17 protein-coding genes, 1 pseudogene and 1 CRISPR repeat array are annotated in these 18,553 nt (G+C 41.3%); of the genes and pseudogenes, 16 read left to right on the forward strand and 2 right to left on the reverse strand.

Going from position 1 to position 18,553, the window contains the following annotated elements:
- Nucleotides 1-105 precede the first annotated feature (105 nt).
- A complete protein-coding gene (locus tag OSCIL6407_RS0110555; protein WP_007353274.1) occupies nucleotides 106-978 on the reverse strand; it encodes a helix-turn-helix transcriptional regulator in 873 nt (290 codons plus the stop codon).
- A gap of 137 nt (nucleotides 979-1,115) precedes the next feature.
- On the opposite strand from OSCIL6407_RS0110555, the gene OSCIL6407_RS32495 reads away from it, so the two are divergent.
- The 15 genes from OSCIL6407_RS32495 to groL all read left to right on the forward strand — a co-directional run bounded on the left by OSCIL6407_RS32495 (nucleotide 1,116) and on the right by groL (nucleotide 16,655).
- Nucleotides 1,116-1,271 carry a hypothetical protein gene (locus OSCIL6407_RS32495; protein WP_234709938.1) on the forward strand — a complete coding sequence of 52 codons (156 nt, stop codon included), beginning with the start codon at nucleotides 1,116-1,118 and terminating at the stop codon, nucleotides 1,269-1,271.
- A gap of 258 nt (nucleotides 1,272-1,529) precedes the next feature.
- Nucleotides 1,530-3,935: a type I-D CRISPR-associated protein Cas10d/Csc3 gene (gene cas10d / locus OSCIL6407_RS0110560; protein ID WP_007353275.1), complete on the forward strand. Its 2,406-nt coding sequence runs from the start codon at nucleotides 1,530-1,532 to the stop codon at nucleotides 3,933-3,935.
- 26 nt (nucleotides 3,936-3,961) lie between these two features.
- Nucleotides 3,962-4,396 (forward strand): hypothetical protein, encoded by a 435-nt coding sequence (locus OSCIL6407_RS0110565; protein WP_007353276.1) that lies wholly within the window; start codon nucleotides 3,962-3,964, stop codon nucleotides 4,394-4,396.
- Nucleotides 4,393-5,352 carry a type I-D CRISPR-associated protein Cas7/Csc2 gene (gene cas7d / locus OSCIL6407_RS0110570; protein WP_007353277.1) on the forward strand — a complete coding sequence of 320 codons (960 nt, stop codon included), beginning with the start codon at nucleotides 4,393-4,395 and terminating at the stop codon, nucleotides 5,350-5,352. The genes OSCIL6407_RS0110565 and cas7d overlap by 4 nt, the downstream gene beginning before the upstream one ends.
- 3 nt (nucleotides 5,353-5,355) lie before the next feature.
- Complete coding sequence (gene cas5d / locus OSCIL6407_RS0110575) at nucleotides 5,356-6,147, forward strand: type I-D CRISPR-associated protein Cas5/Csc1 (protein ID WP_007353278.1); 792 nt, start codon at nucleotides 5,356-5,358, stop codon at nucleotides 6,145-6,147.
- A gap of 4 nt (nucleotides 6,148-6,151) precedes the next feature.
- Complete coding sequence (cas3, locus tag OSCIL6407_RS0110580; protein ID WP_007353279.1) at nucleotides 6,152-8,575, forward strand: type I-D CRISPR-associated helicase Cas3'; 2,424 nt, start codon at nucleotides 6,152-6,154, stop codon at nucleotides 8,573-8,575.
- Nucleotides 8,576-8,674: 99 nt separating this feature from the next.
- Nucleotides 8,675-9,580 carry a CRISPR-associated endoribonuclease Cas6 gene (cas6, locus tag OSCIL6407_RS0110585; protein ID WP_007353280.1) on the forward strand — a complete coding sequence of 302 codons (906 nt, stop codon included), beginning with the start codon at nucleotides 8,675-8,677 and terminating at the stop codon, nucleotides 9,578-9,580.
- A 16-nt stretch (nucleotides 9,581-9,596) separates the two neighbouring features.
- The gene (cas4, locus tag OSCIL6407_RS0110590) at nucleotides 9,597-10,190 is read left to right on the forward strand and encodes a CRISPR-associated protein Cas4 (RefSeq protein WP_007353281.1); all 594 of its coding nucleotides are present in this window, start codon (nucleotides 9,597-9,599) and stop codon (nucleotides 10,188-10,190) included.
- A gap of 226 nt (nucleotides 10,191-10,416) precedes the next feature.
- Nucleotides 10,417-11,418: a type I-D CRISPR-associated endonuclease Cas1d gene (gene cas1d, locus OSCIL6407_RS0110595; protein WP_007353282.1), complete on the forward strand. Its 1,002-nt coding sequence runs from the start codon at nucleotides 10,417-10,419 to the stop codon at nucleotides 11,416-11,418.
- A gap of 2 nt (nucleotides 11,419-11,420) precedes the next feature.
- Nucleotides 11,421-11,696 (forward strand): CRISPR-associated endonuclease Cas2, encoded by a 276-nt coding sequence (gene cas2 / locus OSCIL6407_RS0110600; protein ID WP_007353283.1) that lies wholly within the window; start codon nucleotides 11,421-11,423, stop codon nucleotides 11,694-11,696.
- Nucleotides 11,697-11,835: 139 nt separating this feature from the next.
- Nucleotides 11,836-12,153, forward strand: coding sequence for a hypothetical protein (locus tag OSCIL6407_RS0110605; protein ID WP_007353284.1), 318 nt, complete (start codon nucleotides 11,836-11,838; stop codon nucleotides 12,151-12,153).
- Complete coding sequence (locus tag OSCIL6407_RS0110610) at nucleotides 12,150-12,518, forward strand: hypothetical protein (RefSeq protein ID WP_007353285.1); 369 nt, start codon at nucleotides 12,150-12,152, stop codon at nucleotides 12,516-12,518. Before OSCIL6407_RS0110605 ends, OSCIL6407_RS0110610 begins: the two co-directional genes overlap by 4 nt.
- 8 nt (nucleotides 12,519-12,526) lie before the next feature.
- Nucleotides 12,527-12,664, forward strand: coding sequence for a CRISPR-associated endonuclease Cas2 (locus tag OSCIL6407_RS32500; protein WP_234708695.1), 138 nt, complete (start codon nucleotides 12,527-12,529; stop codon nucleotides 12,662-12,664).
- Nucleotides 12,665-12,915: 251 nt separating this feature from the next.
- A CRISPR array of direct repeats spans nucleotides 12,916-13,535; the repeat unit is 37 nt; unit sequence GCCGCAATTAAACTAAATCCCTATTAGGGATTGAAAC.
- Between the two features lie 322 nt (nucleotides 13,536-13,857).
- Nucleotides 13,858-14,760: a M48 family metallopeptidase gene (locus tag OSCIL6407_RS0110620; RefSeq protein WP_007353287.1), complete on the forward strand. Its 903-nt coding sequence runs from the start codon at nucleotides 13,858-13,860 to the stop codon at nucleotides 14,758-14,760.
- Nucleotides 14,761-14,966: 206 nt separating this feature from the next.
- Nucleotides 14,967-16,655 (forward strand): chaperonin GroEL, encoded by a 1,689-nt coding sequence (gene groL / locus OSCIL6407_RS0110625; protein WP_007353288.1) that lies wholly within the window; start codon nucleotides 14,967-14,969, stop codon nucleotides 16,653-16,655.
- Here the strand turns inward: groL and OSCIL6407_RS38320 are convergent.
- Nucleotides 16,600-16,719: pseudogene (locus OSCIL6407_RS38320) on the reverse strand (hypothetical protein); the annotation flags it as partial. The gene groL and the pseudogene OSCIL6407_RS38320 overlap by 56 nt on opposite strands.
- Before the next feature lie 656 nt (nucleotides 16,720-17,375).
- On the opposite strand from OSCIL6407_RS38320, the gene OSCIL6407_RS30545 reads away from it, so the two are divergent.
- On the forward strand, nucleotides 17,376-18,553 hold a 1,178-nt coding region (locus OSCIL6407_RS30545; RefSeq protein WP_148288879.1), incomplete at its 3' end, for a PAS domain-containing protein.

The raw sequence follows: 18,553 nt of genomic DNA on the forward strand, positions 1-18,553 counted from the left end.
TCAAGATTGGGAGTCTCTCTAATAGTTTAATAGCCGGGAGGTTAATTTCCCGGCTATTTACGTACTCATTTGCGGCCTTGGAGATAGGTGCGATCGCGTTTGGGGCTAATAGCGGATTTCTAGGCCGTATTGTTGGCAGAGGACTTTGAGTTCTTCTCGGAAGCGATCGCGCACATTTTGGGGCGAGACAATTTCGCAATCTTTGCCATAGCGCAAGATTTCTCGGAAAAACCAAAAGGTATTTGATACTTTTCTGACCACTCGCCGGACTTGCGGGGTGTCTGCTAACCATTCATTGAAGATATCTTGACCTGTTTTTGTTTTGTAGGCAAAAGCTAAACCTCTGAATAGGTGCATTTCTACCTCGATTTGAGCTAGATTGGGCAACCATTTTCTGTCAATGGGTGCGATCGCAGATTCGGGTGGAATGCGATCTAAACGGAAGCAGCGATTATGCTTCAGTTCTGGTAAATCGTAATTTCCTTCTGTTTCTTCACACCAACAATCGAGATATTGTCGGTCTTCGTGAGGGTTGATTTGAGCATGGCGGATGTGGAAGTGCAAAATATTCTCTGCTGCATCTTGGTAGGTGAGTTTAAAGGGTTGGTTTCGTTTGATATAGCGGTCTATTTCTAACCGCCAAGGGGTAGAGATGTTTTTTAAAATTGCCTCTGTTTCTCTCCGCAGAGGTTCTGGTAGTTCGCTGCGATCGAGCAGCAGTTGAGCAATAATTTGCGCCTCTTGAGTTTTGCCGAGATCGATTAAGGCATCGATCGCGTGTTTGAGCGCTTCTAATCTGTTATTTTTCCAGTCGTTGTTAGGAGCGATCGCGAGTTTATGTTGGGCGATCGCTTTTACGAGCTTGGAAATGTTGGGGCGATCGCCCCACGTCATGCCGAATTCTAGGGCCAAGGCTTCTAATTCGGCTTTGTCCCGTTCGGTAACGGAGAGGGTGATAGATTGATCTTGACGGCTCATTTATACGGACACTTTCTCTGTGTAGAGGCTTGACAGGATCTTGTGGTTGGGTTATGGTTACATTATAAGCTTATTACGGATAGAGTATGAGGGTTTTACCAAGACAAGATTCCCATTGCGATCGCCTACTCCAGCTTATGTCTGATAGTCGCTGGCACTCGACGGAAGAACTCGTAGAGAAAATTACCCACCGATTTTCTGCGACGATCCATGTCTTGAAGCAACGGGGTTACAAGTTTGAGAAACGCCGCATCGAAGGACAGCGACATGAGTATCGGTTAGTGATGTCATAGAGAGCGATCGCTTAAACAACGTTCCTGAGATATTGGGGGTAGTCTCTACTACTCCCAACATCTGAAAAATAAGCCACGCCAATCCCAAAGTGTACGGACACTATTTCTGTCTATAACCTTGACAATCTCTATTTTTGGTATAAAGATAAGGAATATCAACTAATTACGGACAAAAGTTAAGTACAGACTTACTAGCTAAGTTACCCGAAAGCCAGCTACAAACTGTAATTTACTCGCATTCACATTATTGAGAAAAATATGTCTGACTTCCTGCAATTTATAGGGCTTGAAGATAAACCCATTTTAACTCAGTTCATTGAAGAAGTGGCTAACAAAGGACTTCAGCAATATCAAAAAGCGATTCAGTATGGAGTGCATCAAGGACAGTCACTCTACAACCATGTTGTATCTGGTGTTTTTTTAATTCACTCATTACAAGAGATTCTTCAACTAGAAGAAATAGAGTTAAAGACTCTAACAATCGCTTTCTGCGTACACGATCTAAATAAAACTTATGAAGGAACAGCGAGAAGTTACGGTGAGATAGCTACTCCTGATAATGTTGCTAAGGAAATTGAAAAAGTAGGCTTTTATAGCTTTTTTGAAAATCTCTGTGATTACCTTGAAGATATCACAGAGATAATTCGAGGACATTCAGGACATAACAGTGTTCGAGGAGATTCCTTAGATCGCCGTTCTGACTCAACTCGGCTTGGTAAGGCACGACTCAAAGAACTATGTCACATTATTCGAGCTGCTGACGTTGGCGACTTATCTCAAGGCTACTCAGAGCGCAAACATAAACAAACTTTTCTCAGCCATATCAACAGATTTACCCATCGCCAATATTGTTTTATCGCTCACCAAGTATCAGAGCAGCGCGGAATACTAACCAACATTATTCATAATCAAGTAGCAGAGTTTTTATCTGAAAAGTTTGAGGCGCTGCCAGTTTTTCTGTATTCACAAGGAACTCATTATCTCGTTCCTGTAGGAACACAGCTAGATTTAGCTGACAGTGACCTTGTGAAAATAGGTGAGTCAGTTGAGCAAACAATTAACAAAATGAAGTCTGAAGAGTATGGCAAGTTTATAAAAGCCGGTAATCAAGGAATAAAGATTGATGAAGAACTCTTATCACTTCAACTACCCTACTTAGAAATATTTGGTCAGGTAAATACAATTATTCAGCATAAGCATTATGACTTAGAAGAAGTTAATAGAAAATATCGAAAAAAACTTGAAGATGAACTTCCAAACAAAAAAGAATTAGAAAAGAGACTTATTCAAAGGTGGCTTGAGAAAACTAGGCTGATGCCAGTTGATGAAGAAACAATGCGTTTTGGAGAATTACTAAGAACCTTCTATATTTTTTTGAAAAAGCATCGTACACAAGAATTAGCGGAACGTAATAAGAGTTTCCGAGATCCCTGGATTTACATATATCAATTACTAGAAATTCAAGACTCTGAGCAATACAATGTCTTAGATCCGCTTTATGTCAGAGCTTATGTTATTGTAAAAAATCTATCTATTACTTATGATATTTTGCTCAACCTCATGATTCAAGAAGCTAATTCATTAGATGGTGAAGAAGAGCAGGATGATTCGGAAACAAAAACAAAGCTTGCTGCTCAAATAAGTCCTTTAGTTTCCTATGTGAAAAATAATCTAACTTTTGACTTCGCAGAGTTTACTACTCAAAACTTTACCAATCACCTAAAGGTTTATTACGAAAATAATCATAAGCAATCTTGTTATGCTAGTGCTGCTTTTGAAGCATCTAAATGGATGTCAGGAAATGTGCCACAGGGTATAAAAGTACAAAAATTTTCTAACAGACTGATTGGAGGTCATGGTGAGCCTAAAAGATACGTTGATCCAGTTGTCCGCGAGCAGTTTTCGATTGAAAAGCTGAACTATCGTTCAAGTGGTGATAAATTTATGTATTTACATATCATGCCATATTCATTTATGACGGCTCCATTTATCGAGAACTTCAAAAATATTTTTCAGCAACTCAATAAATTGGATGTATCAGCAGTTAGCCTTTCTTTAAAAGAAGCTCTTGAATTTTTTAGAAAGCAATGCTACTGTATATTGCCCATCAAAAATCAAAAAACCACAGGGATTTTAGTTCCTAATCATTCAGAAGTAGTTGGCAATACTATTTCTCTACCTTTAACTACAGTTGGAGATAATAAAACAGAAAAATACCTCAATGCTATAGAATATGCTTTAATGATTCACAAACACTTTGGAGTTAAGGTTTTATTAAGTGAATCATCAATACCTATTTTAAACCTAACCGAGCATCGTGAAGTAGATATTTTTCTTGATGGTGTACCTTCAACTCTACGCGGTTTAGTTCCATCTGAAGAAATACGTTTTCAACGCGATCGCAGTAAAGAACCTCTTGGAAGTGGAGATATTTTATGGCAAAGGCTTCTGGCAATTCGTGGAATGTATGACGTGCTTTGGACTGATTCTAAAGAAAATGAATTAGTAGCTATGGCTACAGCATTTACACAGTCAGAAAATCACATCTTTTTTGTGGTTGACCGTTTAATTGAGAAAAAGGCTCAGTTTATGAACAAGCGTAAAAAAGTTGACAAAGAAGTTGCTGCGTTGAGTTTAACTAGGCAACTTAAAGAGTGGATATAGGAAATTAATATAACAAGGAGTAAAACATGAATACAGAACAGCCAAGTGTTTCAGAAGTCATCAAAAAAATGGCTAAAATTGGTTGGTCAGCAAAAATCAAGGGAAACAGCCTTGCCCGTAGTTCTCTAATGATGCCGCTCAATAGAATATTTGATAAATTACGGCGGCAGCAACAAATCCTCGATTTTGAAACGTTACGAGCCGCGACTATTAGCGAGGTACTAACCTACTTAGAAACAACCGAGAATCCAAAATATCGCCGTAATAAAGAAAAATGGCGAGAAACACGAGAGAAAGTAGAAGAATTTGTGAATCTCTTTTATCATCAGATTCTTTCTGGTAGCTATCAGAATAAGTTAGCCCGTTTGATGAAAGATGAGAAAGATATTAAAGCAGCTTATCTGTTTTATGTAAGAAGCCAAATCCAACCTAAAGAAGAAAAAGAGGGGACTGAATCATGAGTATTTTGACCAAACCAGAATATGTCAAGTTTTTGCAGGAGCGTTATCAAGAGTATCCGCAAGGTAAGTATGTGAATTTGATTCTAATCCGCAAGACAGAATCAGAGGCTATCTTCCGTACTGAAGGAAGTGGAGAACCACTTTGTCGAGAGTTTGTACAAGCAGGTGTTCAGAAACGCAAAACCGATCCAATTCAAAGGGTAGTAATCACTAAAAGAAAGCAAACCGCAGTAGAACGGCGAACGGGTCGAGAAGATTTGCGAAAGCAAAACTTGCTTTGTCTAAATGAAGATGGTGCCAGTCATCCAGATTCAATAGATGCTTACATCTATGGATATGCAGTAGGTCAAGGTGGCGCTCAGAAGTCTCGCGTAATCACTGAAGATGCTTTTTCAGTTCTACCTGTTAGTCAAGTTGTCGATATCCGCACTTCTAATGCACTGTTTGAAACCGGAACAATGAGAGATACAAGAGATGAAGGTGCTGAAGCATCAACTAGCTTGTTTGGTAGTGAGTATGTGCGTCCCGAAACCCACTTCTTAGACATCGAAACTCTTAAGGATGTGACTCCAGACGAATTGTTTTATGTCTTGGGTAACATTCTTCGTAGTAGTCGCTACGGCGCAGTGTCTTCTCGTATCGGCAAGGTCAAGAATACTCTTGCTCAAGTTATCTTCAGCGATACTGAGATTTTTAGCACCCTAGAGCTAACGCAGCGAGTGTATGACATTTTGCCTCGTGATAGTCAGGATGAAGAATTAGACTTTCCCTTAGCAGATGATGTTTTACTTCAGGCTGCCATCAATTCTTCTAGTGAACTCGTGCAACAAGTATTTGGTCAATATCAAATTATGACTGATGCGGATCGTAATTCACTAATTGAAGAAGTGAGAACTATTTACCGAGATCCAGCAACCTTTCTACAACGTCTTGCAAACTCATACAGGCGAGGTTAACTAATGTTGGTTTATCAGTGTGAACTAACGCTGCTGGAAAACACTTTTTTCAGTAGTAGGGAAATCAATGATCTCTACTTAACAGAACCCTTGATTGGTAACTATGCTCTTGCCTATGCACTTGGTTTAGCTCAGGCTCCTTATCGAAATAGAGGAGAAATCTATTATTACGAACATCTGAGCCGATTGAATCAACAGGAAATTTACATTACACCAGCCACAATACCCGAAGGGCACGAGCCAAAGTTTTCTTTCTCTCAATTCAATTCTGTACCTGATGGTTACTGGTATGCGATGGGGAAAAACTGCCTAGTTCAACGACCTGATGGTTATGATTCAGTTTACGATACCAAAAACAAAGTTTGGTACATAGTTAACAGGCAAACAGGCAAAAGAACAAAAGAAAAGGCTGTCAACTATCCTCAAGTTGGCTTTATCAAAATGATGGGGATTGGTACTGTATTGCACTTCTTTGTCATAACAACGAAGGAATTGATTTTACCTCGCTACATACGGTTAGGAAAATTTATGAGCAAGGCAAGAGTAGCTGTCACTCTTTACGAAAATCCTGCGATAGTCAGCCGCCAACATCAAACAGTTAAGTATTTACTAAATCCTCTCGATTTACCACAGGGAATGCAAGTAACTAGCTATGACACATATAATATTCATCCTGTCCCTCTGATACGCAATGCAAATCTGACTGGTCATTTTATGGGGCTAGACAACAATCTATATCTGCCAGCAGGTATGAAATTTGGCATTGAATTTTTACAACCTTCAGCCGCTAGTTAAAACTATGGACTCAATAACGATAAAGCTAAACCCACACTATGAACTCTTAGCTGAGCTATCTGAAGTCCCAGATAAGATTCAGCAAGTTATCGAATATCCACTCGATCATCAAATCAAAACTTACCAGTCACAAAAGAGTTTTGACTTAGTTCTCAATACTTTTCCAACAGGAACAGGCAAGACAAAGGCTGCTCTACTTCATTTACTGGATAACCCGCAAGCTAATACCTTACTCATTGCTCCTACTAATGAGCTAATTCGTCAGCACAAGAGAGATGTTGAGGAGTTTGTAAAAATAGCAACTTTACCCCATATTGTCTGTGAAGTAAATGCAAAACTACTGCACAACATCGATCCAGAGAATAGGTTGTATCGACAAGGGGAAAGATTTTATCGGTTAATGACGAATCCTATGGAGTTTGCTGAACAACTAGGAATTCCAGAGAAACAGCGTTCTTCTCGCTGTCCTATTATTCTTATAACGAACCCTGACTTGTTCTATTACAGCCTCTACAGTTGCTACCATAATCTTGACAAGCGTAATGTTTTTGAAGCGATTTTTGCTGACTTTGAATACATTATTATTGATGAGTTTCACTATTATAATGCCAAACAATTAGCAAACTTTCTATTTTTTATAGCTTTATCGCTAGAGTTAGGATATTTCCAGAATGTAAATCGTAAAATGTGTTTACTATCAGCTACACCCGATGCAGAAGTCTATAATTATCTTGAGCGACTAGCGTCACAAGGATTGCGGTGGAAAGCCATTAAACCTGAATTTGTAGATTCCAGTTACTCCCGTGCTGTTAAAACTTTAACACCTGTTAAGCTAACTTTTGCTGCCTGTATGGATTTAGATGAATACCTGAAAAAATCTGCATTTGAAGTCAAATCTAAAGTGCGTAACTCATTAGATGGAGCTTTGATTAGTAACTGCCTAATTGATATTAACAGGGCAGTAAGCCATTTGAAAGCAGCAGGACTAACAGCCAACGAAGACTTCGGTCGAATTACAGGTGCAGTCTCGCGTCAAGAACGCGAAATATCCGCTAAAAAGCCGTTGATTTTAGCTACTCCTACTGTAGATATTGGCTACAATTTTGTTAAACAAGCTAAAACACGCCAAAACCTAGATTTTGTATTTTTTACAGCCCGATATGCTGATGAGTTTTGGCAAAGACTAGGCAGGGTAGGGCGAGTTTTAGGTAAGGTTGAGCAGGATTTGGAATCAGAAGCAGTTGCTTTAGTTTCATCAGAAGTTTTGGAGAAAATTTGTACTTATGGAAATGATTTTTTAATGTCAATTAGCCGAGACAAACTTAAAAGGATATTCGATGAATCTAGTGCATTTATACAAAAACCATTTCTGTGTGAATATATCAGTTCTTATGCCATTCTCGAATCTTTCCGCCCTCTGTACGAACTCAGAAAGCAGATGCGACATCCTGAACGAATCGAGGAAGCGTTTGAGCAAGTTCGGTTATTATTTGCACCAGGAAGCAAAAAAAGATATCAACATTATGTTTATAGTCTTTGTAGATTCAATTCACTACAAAAAGCATCAGTTAAAGATATTTACGGCGATTGTTTGATTCGTGAGTTTCTTAATACAGCTAGTTTTTGGACTACTGGTAATGAGAATAACCCAGAAGTAGAAAAAAGTTTTCCTGACTTTAAAAAAAAGTTGCAGGCAAAGAATATTAAATGTTTAGAGATTATTCAGAACTATGTCTCAGAGGAATATTATGCTTTGTCCAGTTTGTTTAGCTTTCGCGACTCTTTTAAATCATTGACTTGTGCTGTTTACGATCCTTCAAAAATATTTACAGATCATGAAGATATTGCTTACTACGATTTGTTTCATTTACTAAAGTATTACGATCTGCATTGGTACAGTTCGTATCAAGATTTTATGTCTGTTTATTGTGAGTCTGAGAAAATACAAGCTGCTGACCTTTACTGTCGAGTCAATCGGCATAAAAGTAAGAAAGATAATCTCGTTGTCTCTTTTAGTTTGGAAAGTACGTTTGAACCAGAGTTTTTTACAAGACGCTACTGCGATAAACCGATAGCTATCAAAGGATTCAAGCTTTTAGTCTCTAGGATTGATGGCTCACCTTTTCCACTGTCACCACAACTTACTGAAGCAATCAAAGACAATTATATTACCTGTTTATTATTTCCAGAGCAGGGCGCAGCAGAAGGAGAAATTCGAGAACACACTAAAGATATGCAAATTAGTTATCCTTCTGTATCAGTTACTTTTCCTGATTCTAAGCAAAGGAATTATAAAGCACTTCTTGGAATTAACGCTTACTTAGTTGGTGCAAGAATTCAAAAGTACCTTTACGCACTAGAAAAGAAAACAGAATTTTGGAGTTCTAATCCTGGATTTCAAGCTGATACCGCTCGCACATGTTTTTAATAGTTACTAACAATCTAAAGTCTGCGAAGGCGGACTTCGATTGTCTATCGACAGGTTGAAACCTCTGGCAACAATTCACAATTTCAAAGAACTCTAAATATGCCCCACAGCCTCATCCTCAATCTCCTACCCCTGGCCCCAATTCCCCCCGGATACCTAACAGGAAGACACCTCCACGCCCTATTCCTCACCCTCGTGAGCTCCGCAGACAAAAAACTCGGTGACTACCTCCACGAAGCCACAGCGGATAAAGCCTTCACCCTCAGCCCTTTACAAACCCAAAAATATCACTCTAATAAACATTATCCCCTCCAATGGGAACATCATCAACCTATACCCGCCCACACTCCCTGCTGGTGGCGAATTACTCTCATAGATGATACTTTATTCGGCAAATTAACTGAGCTCTGGCTCAATCTTAATCCTAAGCATCCTTGGCATCTTGGCCCTGCCGATTTACAGATTACTGGTATTCTGGGAACGCCTCAATTTAATCAGCCTTGGGCTAATGCTTGCACTTACTCTCAATTGTATCAGCAAGCATCGGAAACTAATCGGATTATTGCTTTCAGTTTTGCTACGCCTACTGCTTTTCGACAGGGAGATTATGACTCGGTTATCCCGACTAGAGAATGCGTTTTTAACAGTCTCTTAAGCCGATGGAATAAATACAGTGGCGTGGAAATTGCCAGCTCTTCTATTGAATCACTTTTTTCTAGTTTTGTCAACATCAAAACGGAGATTTTAGCAGATTCTCGGAGCAAGTTTATCGGGATTGTCGGGGAAGTGACTTACCGGATTTTGGGAGATGTTGAACCCTTAGTTATTAAGCAAATTAATGCTTTAGCTGATTTTAGTCTCTACTGCGGACTGGGGAGGAAAACCACGATGGGGATGGGAATAACTCGACGGATTCCTATTAAGATTATTCCCGATGTGGCTGATAAGAGTGCTGAGAAGATTTCACAACAGATTTCTGCTATTCAATCAATTTTTGAAGGGTAATTTGGAGGAATAAACTATGAATGAAATTGACTACGTTTCTATTGCGGCGCTGAATCAGTACAGCTATTGTCCTCACCGCTGTTGGCGAATGTTTTGTGCGGGGGAATTTTCGGATAATCAATATACTATTGAAGGGACAAGTTTGCACGAGCGGGTGCATACTATGGGTGAGATTAACCGCGATGAAACTTGGCAAGTTAGGGCGATTTGGCTTAAGTCGGAAAAATATCAACTGATTGGTAAATCGGATTTAATTGAGTCGGCGGAGGGTAAGTTATACCCGGTTGAATATAAGCGGGGAAAGAAGGGTGAATGGGATAATGATGAGTTACAAGTTTGCGCTCAAGCTTTGTGTTTGGAGGAGATGACGGGACAAACAATTACTCAGGGTTATGTCTATTATGCTCAATCTCATCAACGGCAATTGGTGGAGATTTCGGCACAGTTAAGACAAAGCGCGATCGCGACTGTTAAAACCTTACAAATCTTACTACAAACTGGTAAGATGCCGCCAGCTATTTACAGTAAAAGGTGTCAAGGTTGCAGCTTGAAAGAGCAATGTTTACCTCAAGTTGCTCAGAAAATGACGCGCTATCAAGAAGTTAATTAATCCTTAGCTTTGTCTAATCACCCGCCGGGAGTTAAAACCCCCACTCATAGCGAAAGTCAGTTAAAACCGACTAAGAAACTAATCTAAAAAAATCATTAGTCCTCTTCAGAGGACTTTACATATTAGACAGGGGTTTTAACCCCTGGCGGACTAACGGATTAACCGAATAGCCAACCACAAAATGGCAATCGACAACATAAAAACCTCATACTTAGGAGTCACAATCATGGGAACACTTTACATCAATCAAGATGATGTTTTTATTGGCAAAACTGATGAACGATTGAACGTTAAGCTCAAAAATCAAACCTTACAAGATGTGCCGTTAATTCATTTAGACGGCGTAGTAATTATGGGACGGGCGACGATTTCCCCCGCTGCGATTGATGAACTTATGCAGCGGAAAATTCCGCTGACTTTTCTCTCGGATACTGGACACTTTTTAGGTAAGCTAGAACCAGAGTTAAGTAAAAATATCTTCGTGCGTAATGCCCAGTGGAAAGCAGCAGGGGAAACTCCCCAAGCGATTCACGTTGTTCAGGGTTTTATTCGGGGGAAGTTGAAGAATTATCGCAATAGTTTAACCCAAACTAAGCGGGATCATTCCGAACTAAATCTGGAATCAGCAATCGATCGGATTTCTGACATTATTGTCAAAATTGACAAAACTCATAATATTGATTCTTTGCGAGGGTTGGAAGGTGCTGGAAGTGCGGCTTATTTTGGGGTTTTTAACCAATTAATTCGGGCTGAAGGGTTTGTATTTAAACCTCGACATCGACCAGCCACAGATCCCGTTAATTCTTTGATGAATTTTGCTTACACTTTGCTACGTCACGATGTGCAAAGTGCGATTAATATTGTGGGTTTTGACCCTTATTTGGGCTATCTTCACGTGCAACGCTATGGCCGCGTGGGTTTGGCTTTTGATTTGATGGAGGAGTTTCGCCCATTGGTGGCGGATAATATGATTTTTAATGCGATTAACCGCCGCATTATTACTATTAATGATTTTACGGTGGAACCGATTAGTAATGTGGTGCGGTTGTCGGTGGAGGGACGGAAAGAGTTTCTGAAAGCCTATGAGAAGAAAAAGCAGTCTGAGTTTAAGCATCCAGTTTTGGGGAAGAAGTGTACTTATCAAGAAGCTTTTGAAATTCAGGCGCGATTGTTGGCGAAATATTTGATGGGCGAAATCGATCAATATCCACCTTTAGTTTTGAGGTAGTTATGTACTTTTTCATTTGTTACGATGTTCCTGAAGATAAACGCCGGACTAAGATTCACAAGATTCTTAAGTCTTACGGTCAATGGATGCAGTACAGTGGGTTTGAGTGTGCCGATTTGAATGAGACGCAGTATGCGAAAATGCGATCGCGCCTTGCTAAAATCATCAAGCCGGAAGAGGATAGTATTCTGTTTATTCCTCTGTGTGCTTGCTGTCGGGGTAAGATTGAGCGCATTGGCGGGATTGCGCCAGCGGACAGGAGTATCTTTTTTGCCTAGTTTGCGGGAATCGGTAGCCTATAGACTAGGGTGCATTAACCTTTGATGCACCCTACAAATTGATTACAAATTGATTAATTGACACTAAGTGTAAGGTTTTGGATATAATTACAAATATATTGAATAACCAAATCTAGCTATGACTCAAACAACATCAAATCGTCCTCGTCGCCGAGGTAGGTTATTTCCTGAATTTACGATACCGTCAGAGGAGTTAGCTAGGCGCAAAGCTGAACGAGATGAACGCTGTCAGCGTAGCCAAGCAATTTTTGATATAATTTGTCCTAAACTGATGGATGAACACTATAACTGGTTTATGATTATTGAGCCGGATAGTGGGGATTATTTTATCGATCTCGATGAGGAAGTAGCTGCACAAAAGGCTCGTGAAAAGTATCCTAGTGGTTGGCTGGTGACATTCCGGCTCAATGAGACGGGAGCTTGTGGTAATATATGATTGATGGTAGGTTTGGTGAAGTTGGAGAACTGATTTTTGAGATTGATTTAATTGCATTAGATGGGGAGAGTTTCCCGATTGATGTGTTATTAGATACTGGCTTTACTACAGGTTTGCTGGCCCTTGATACTCAAGATGCTGAAAGTTTGGGTTGGGTTTTGCTTGAACGCAATCGAACGATGCAGACGGCGCGGGGTATTGATTTTTTTGATATTTATGAGGGTAAAGTTGTACTGGATGGACAGGAATATGTGATTCCTGTGTTGGTAGGTTCGGGGATTCCTGAACCGATTTTGGGTTTGCAATGGTTGAAACTGTTGCCTTTGGCTGTGAATTTTGGGGCGGGAATATTGACGCTGGGGTAGAGTTGGAAATGCGATCGCGCCTTGCTAAAATCATCAAGCCGGAAGAGGATAGTATTCTGTTCATTCCTCTGTGTGCTTGCTGTCGGGGTAAGATTGAGCGCATTGGCGGGATTGCACCAGCGGACAGGAGTATATTTTTTGCCTAGTTTGCGGGAATCGGTAGGTGTAATTTTTGGGGTATCAAATTTTTCGGCTGTAACGCAACTGGGATAAGGGTTTGATGCCCCTGACTTTTAAAAACGATTCCCGCAATGGCTGGAACCTTTACAGGATAAGGATTTACGGAAAAGTTTTGCGGATGGTATTGACAAGTCGATGGCTGGAATGATACTTTTAGATCAGGTTCCCGAAACTGCACCTTGAAAACTAAATATAGTAAGGGTTTCATAAACCGACGGCCGCAATTAAACTAAATCCCTATTAGGGATTGAAACCTAGTAGGTGAAGAAGGCAAGCTAGAGAATCTTTGCCGCCGCAATTAAACTAAATCCCTATTAGGGATTGAAACGCTGACGGTATTGGTTTTGGAACTTCTGGCTCTGCCGCAATTAAACTAAATCCCTATTAGGGATTGAAACCTTAAACACTAAGTATATGAATGATAGGAATGAAGAATGCCGCAATTAAACTAAATCCCTATTAGGGATTGAAACAGAATTGTGTCCGCAAGAACACTTTCTTCCCTTAGGCCGCAATTAAACTAAATCCCTATTAGGGATTGAAACAACTTAACAATCTCATCAACAGAATTGTACTTATTGCCGCAATTAAACTAAATCCCTATTAGGGATTGAAACATTATCCTCTTCAGATTCCAGCAAATTTAGCTGCGCCGCAATTAAACTAAATCCCTATTAGGGATTGAAACCATAGGACATTGTTATTTGGGAGGGGAAAAAGCTGCCGCAATTAAACTAAATCCCTATTAGGGATTGAAACTCACTGATTTTCGCAGCCATGATCGCACCAATGTTTTCTGAGCCGCAATTAAACTAAATCCCTATTAGGGATTGAAACTAACAACCACAGATGTATAATTTAATCTATATTGCAGCAATGGGAATAAACTACCCGCTCGATACCGATATCCTACTGTAGTGGCTTTTTGATAATAAAAAAATAATTATCATCATCAAGAATTTTTTACTATCAAATATCAATATCAGGACTTACGCACCCAACCAAAGAAACCGGGTTTTTTTACAAAAATACTTCGTTATTACCCACATACAATCTCAAAAACCCGGTTTCTGGGGCCATCAGCGCAAGTCCTAAATATTACAAACCTCCCCAATCTGATAAAATCCATAACAGCCATCCCCCACCCACAGCCAAATCAATGACCGACAAACGCTTCATCAGAATCAATCCCGAAATCTATCAACATCCCTTCGACCGTAAGGCCCTAGCATCCCTCGAAAAAATGCCAGGACTATCATTTTTGATGAAAAAAGTCAACGAATATGGCATAGAACGCATCCTCAGAATGCAAACCTTGGGTAGTGAATTTAAAGTCACGCCCAGAAACTTTCCTAAACTCTACAATCCCTTTATTGAAACCTGCCAAATCTTAGACGTTAACCCCTTACCAGAACTCTATCTTTCCCCCGGCAGAGGACAGATTGGTACCTATGCCTTCGGCGTAGAAAAACCGACAATTGGTGTCAACTTAGAAGCAATGGAATGGTTGACAAATGAAGAACTATGCTTTCTCCTTGGACACGAACTCATTCGCATCAAAGGCAAATATATGACCTATCAACAAATGGTCTATGTCCTGCCCGCTATTAAAGGACTGATTGCTAGTACAACCTTCGGACTAGGTGCAATTGCCTCAAATGGATTAGAACTTGCCCTCCTCAATTGGGTAGTCATGTCTAAATTTACCGCCGATCGTTCCGGTTTATTAGCTTGTCAAGATATGGAAGTAGCAATTACAACTCTAATGAAAGTAGCAGGAATACCAGAAGAATATTTAACAGATGATACTATCAACGATTTTGAAGATCAAGCCCGTGAATTTATGGCTACTAACCTTGATAGTATAGATCAAATTACTAAAGTATTTAGCTTCATGGAATTTCGTCTTTCCTGGTCAGTAATGCGAATGGCAGAACTATTTAAATGGGTTGATTCAGGAGAATATCAATCTTTACTCGATACGGGTAAATTACCACAAAAAACCGAAGATACAGATCCAGAACCCAACCCTTCAGATTGGGATTTTATCTCAAAATTATAATAAAAATAGACATCCGTAACGCCGCCCTCTGGGGGGTATCTTTACCCCCCAGAGGGCGGCGTTACGTAAATTCTTATTCTATAAATTTTTAATTTTTAATTTTTAATTTTTAATTCTTAACAGGGACGGATAACCGCCCTTCCACTTTTTAGCACTCAGCGCCACAGAGTGCTAAATTTGCTAATGGAAGCAATAGGAGACTAAATATGGTCAAAATAGTAGCATTTAGCGATCAATCCCGAAAGGCACTAGAGCGCGGCGTTAACGCCCTCGCCGATGCCGTCCGCATCACACTAGGGCCTAAAGGCCGCAACGTCCTACTTGAAAAGAAGTACGGCGCACCCCACATTGTTAACGATGGTATCACCGTTGCTAGAGAAATCGAACTCGAAGATCCCTTAGAAAATACGGGAGCTCGCCTGATTCAAGAAGTAGCCTCAAAAACTAAAGATATCGCAGGCGACGGCACTACCACAGCCACAGTCCTCGCCCAAGCATTAATTCGCGAAGGTTTGAAAAACGTAGCCGCAGGTGCAAATCCCGTAGCTTTACGTCGCGGTATTGACAGAAGTATCGCTCATTTGGTAGCAGAAATTGAGAAAATCGCCAAGCCAGTAGAAGGGGCTGCGATCGCCCAAGTCGCTACCATCTCCGCCGGCAATGATGAAGAAGTTGGCGCGATGATTTCCGAAGCAATGGATCGCGTTACCAAAGATGGCGTAATCACTGTAGAAGAATCCAAATCTCTGTCTACAGAACTAGAAGTAGTCGAAGGGATGCAGTTAGATCGGGGTTATCTTTCCCCCTACTTCGTCACCAATGGCGATCGCATGGAAGTTGAATATGAAAACGTCCGCATCCTGATTACGGACAAAAAAATTAACGTCATTCAGGAATTAATACCAGTTCTCGAAAAAATTGCTCGTACAGGTCAACCCTTACTAATTATCGCCGAAGATATTGAAGGCGAAGCCCTAGCAACGCTGGTAGTTAATAAAGCGCGAGGCGTACTCAACGTCGCCGCTATTAAAGCACCTGGATTTGGCGATCGCCGCAAAGCTATGCTTCAAGATATCGCCGTCCTCACAGGCGGCCAACTGATCTCCGAAGAAGTCGGACTCAGCCTAGATACAGTCGCCTTGGAAATGTTGGGCACAGCCCGTAAAATCACCATCGATAAAGAAAGCACCACCATTGTCGCCGGCGAAACCAGCCAAGGAGATGTCGAAAAACGCATCGTCCAACTTCGCAAGCAACTTGCAGATACCGATGGAGAATACGACAAAGAAAAACTCCAAGAAAGAATTGCCAAATTAGCTGGCGGAGTCGCCGTTATTAAAGTCGGCGCAGCCACCGAAACTGAACTTAAAGATCGTACCCTGCGGATTGAAGATGCTCTCAACGCTACCAAAGCCGCCGTAGAAGAAGGCATCGTTCCCGGTGGCGGTACAACTTTAATTCACTTAGCCACCAAAATCAAAGATATCAGAGACAGCCTCTATGATGAAGAAAAAATCGGTGCAGACATCCTAGCGAGAGCCTTAGAAGCACCTTTGCGCCAAATAGCTGACAATGCAGGCGTTGAAGGCACTGTCGTCGTCGAGCACGTCCGCGATCTCGACTTTAACTTCGGCTACAATGCGCTCACCGGCGAATATGTAGACATGATCGCTGCTGGTATTATTGACCCCGCCAAAGTAGTGCGATCGGCTTTGCAAAATGCTGGTTCCATTGCTGGGATGGTTTTGACTACCGAAGCCCTAGTTGTCGAAAAGCCTGAACCCAAGAAAGCCGGCGGTGGCGGCGACATGGGCGATATGGGCGGCATGGGCGGTATGGGCGGTATGGGCGGTATGGGCGGTATGGGCGGCATGGGCGGCATGGGTATGATGTAGTTCTACCCGCGATCGCGCTGGAGAAATTTGTAAAGACGCGATCGCCCAGACGATCGGGACAGATTTCCTAACGCCAGCCTCACTTGCAGTATGTTAGGGCAAGTGAGGCTGGCGTTTGTAATGGGTAAGTTTTGTAGGACTTATATCATGTCCGGTTAAATACTTTAGGACTTACGCAGGGAGTCCCAGAAACCGGGTTTTTGAGAGCATCGGTGAGTACGGGCGAAGTATTTTCGTCAAAAAACCCGCTTTCTTTGGTTGAGTGCGTAAGTCCTGTTTTGTTTACTGCGCTAGCTATAATATGCTAAGGTTAGCCCTTAAATAAGAAAAATTAATTATTAATTTTTTAGCTGTTATTAAATTTTGGTGGAGGCCAGCAGGCTAAGATACATCAAAAATATATTTGTTAGATAGACTATTTTTTTTAGGGAGCATCCCGATTTTGTATGAAGAGCGAAAAAGACCTTTCCCCCCTACCTCCCTCTCTTACGAGGGGATGGGGAAATTTCTTTCTTTGTTTTTTTGCTGCGATCTTCCCCAGGATGTTCAAGTTGCGATCGCCAAGGTGGTTAGGACATTCTAGTTTCCTCAAACCCTTAAGTCTATTCCCTTCTTCCTCTTCTTCCCTAGTCCCTAGCCCCTAGCCCCTAGCCCCTAACCGCTGAAAGCGGTTTCTATAGCTATTTAACGCTTAAGTTTTCACAGTTTACACTACCAATTATGAAGGAAGCAATGAACTGGTTTGAAACATTTTTAGCTACTTCTGCGGATGCCTTCATAGAGTACAATCAAGAGCGGAAGTATGTATTAATTAATCCTGTTGCTGCTTTCGCTTGGCTGGGATTAGAACCTGCTGAAATTCTCGGTAAAAATAATCTCGAATTAATAAAATTATACCCTAATAATCCAGGGCTAAAATATATAATCTCACAGATAGATCCCTGCCTGGAACAAGTATTACTCACCGGTGAAAAGAGAATCGCAATTCACGAAGCGATCGCCAGCGATGGCAATATGAAAGTTTACGAAACAGCTTATACGCTGGTAGAGGACGGTAGCGGGAATGCACGAGTTTTTAGCGTCGGCAGAGATATAACTCCCCATTACCGCTGGCAACAGCAGACAACTGAACAGCTACGCAGATCCACTGATTTATTATGGTTAAATGCCGCCAATAGTCCGCTGGCAATGATTGGATGGGACGAACAATTTCGGATTATCCAGTGGTCAAAACGAGCCGAGGAAATATTTGGCTGGAGTGCCGAAGAAGTGATGGGTAAACCACCGAGCGATTTTCCCTTAATTTACCCAGAGGATGCGGAAGTTGTTAATGGTTTGATCGCTCAACTTTTAGCTGGTAATAGCAATACTTCAATTAATCGCAATTATACCAAAAGCGGACAAACAATTTGGTGTCACTGGTTTAATTCGATTATTCGCAGCCGCGACAGTTTCACAATCCTATCTTTGGTGGAAGATATCAGCGATCGCAAACGCCTAGAAGAGGCCGCCGCAGAGCGATCGCGCTTAACAGCATTGACGGCTGATGTGGGTATCGCCCTCACTCGCCATCCCGAAGAAATCCTCGGCCCTTGTTGCTCAGCAGCAGTACATCATCTGGACGCAGCCTCAACTATAATTTGGACTTTCAACGCTCAAGAAAACGTCTTAGAACTTCAAGCTGCTGCTGGATTGAGCCCCACCCCAAATGGCCCCGACAGTCGCATCGCCTTTGGTTGCGGCAAAATCGGTCTAATTGCACAGCAGCAACAGTCCGTATTTGACAACAGTTTTGCGATCGCAGACTTTGAATCAGGTTACTGGGGACTGGGGAGAGGAGAGGGGGAGCGGGGGAGCGGGGGAGATGGGGGAGATGGGGGAGATGGGGGAGATGGGGG

Source organism: Kamptonema formosum PCC 6407 (assembly GCF_000332155.1).
In the GTDB taxonomy this organism is placed as follows: Bacteria; Cyanobacteriota; Cyanobacteriia; order Cyanobacteriales; family Microcoleaceae; genus Kamptonema; species Kamptonema formosum.

Excerpts from the sequence above, each read along its gene's own strand:
- OSCIL6407_RS0110555 (WP_007353274.1), bottom strand. The coding sequence starts at position 978 with ATGAGCCGTCAAGATCAATCTATCACCCTCTCCGTTACCGAACGGGAC.
- OSCIL6407_RS32495 (WP_234709938.1), top strand. The coding sequence starts at position 1,116 with ATGTCTGATAGTCGCTGGCACTCGACGGAAGAACTCGTAGAGAAAATT.
- cas10d (WP_007353275.1), top strand. The coding sequence starts at position 1,530 with ATGTCTGACTTCCTGCAATTTATAGGGCTTGAAGATAAACCCATTTTA.
- OSCIL6407_RS0110565 (WP_007353276.1), top strand. The coding sequence starts at position 3,962 with ATGAATACAGAACAGCCAAGTGTTTCAGAAGTCATCAAAAAAATGGCT.
- cas7d (WP_007353277.1), top strand. The coding sequence starts at position 4,393 with ATGAGTATTTTGACCAAACCAGAATATGTCAAGTTTTTGCAGGAGCGT.
- cas5d (WP_007353278.1), top strand. The coding sequence starts at position 5,356 with ATGTTGGTTTATCAGTGTGAACTAACGCTGCTGGAAAACACTTTTTTC.
- cas3 (WP_007353279.1), top strand. The coding sequence starts at position 6,152 with ATGGACTCAATAACGATAAAGCTAAACCCACACTATGAACTCTTAGCT.
- cas6 (WP_007353280.1), top strand. The coding sequence starts at position 8,675 with ATGCCCCACAGCCTCATCCTCAATCTCCTACCCCTGGCCCCAATTCCC.
- cas4 (WP_007353281.1), top strand. The coding sequence starts at position 9,597 with ATGAATGAAATTGACTACGTTTCTATTGCGGCGCTGAATCAGTACAGC.
- cas1d (WP_007353282.1), top strand. The coding sequence starts at position 10,417 with ATGGGAACACTTTACATCAATCAAGATGATGTTTTTATTGGCAAAACT.
- cas2 (WP_007353283.1), top strand. The coding sequence starts at position 11,421 with ATGTACTTTTTCATTTGTTACGATGTTCCTGAAGATAAACGCCGGACT.
- OSCIL6407_RS0110605 (WP_007353284.1), top strand. The coding sequence starts at position 11,836 with ATGACTCAAACAACATCAAATCGTCCTCGTCGCCGAGGTAGGTTATTT.
- OSCIL6407_RS0110610 (WP_007353285.1), top strand. The coding sequence starts at position 12,150 with ATGATTGATGGTAGGTTTGGTGAAGTTGGAGAACTGATTTTTGAGATT.
- OSCIL6407_RS32500 (WP_234708695.1), top strand. The coding sequence starts at position 12,527 with ATGCGATCGCGCCTTGCTAAAATCATCAAGCCGGAAGAGGATAGTATT.
- OSCIL6407_RS0110620 (WP_007353287.1), top strand. The coding sequence starts at position 13,858 with ATGACCGACAAACGCTTCATCAGAATCAATCCCGAAATCTATCAACAT.
- groL (WP_007353288.1), top strand. The coding sequence starts at position 14,967 with ATGGTCAAAATAGTAGCATTTAGCGATCAATCCCGAAAGGCACTAGAG.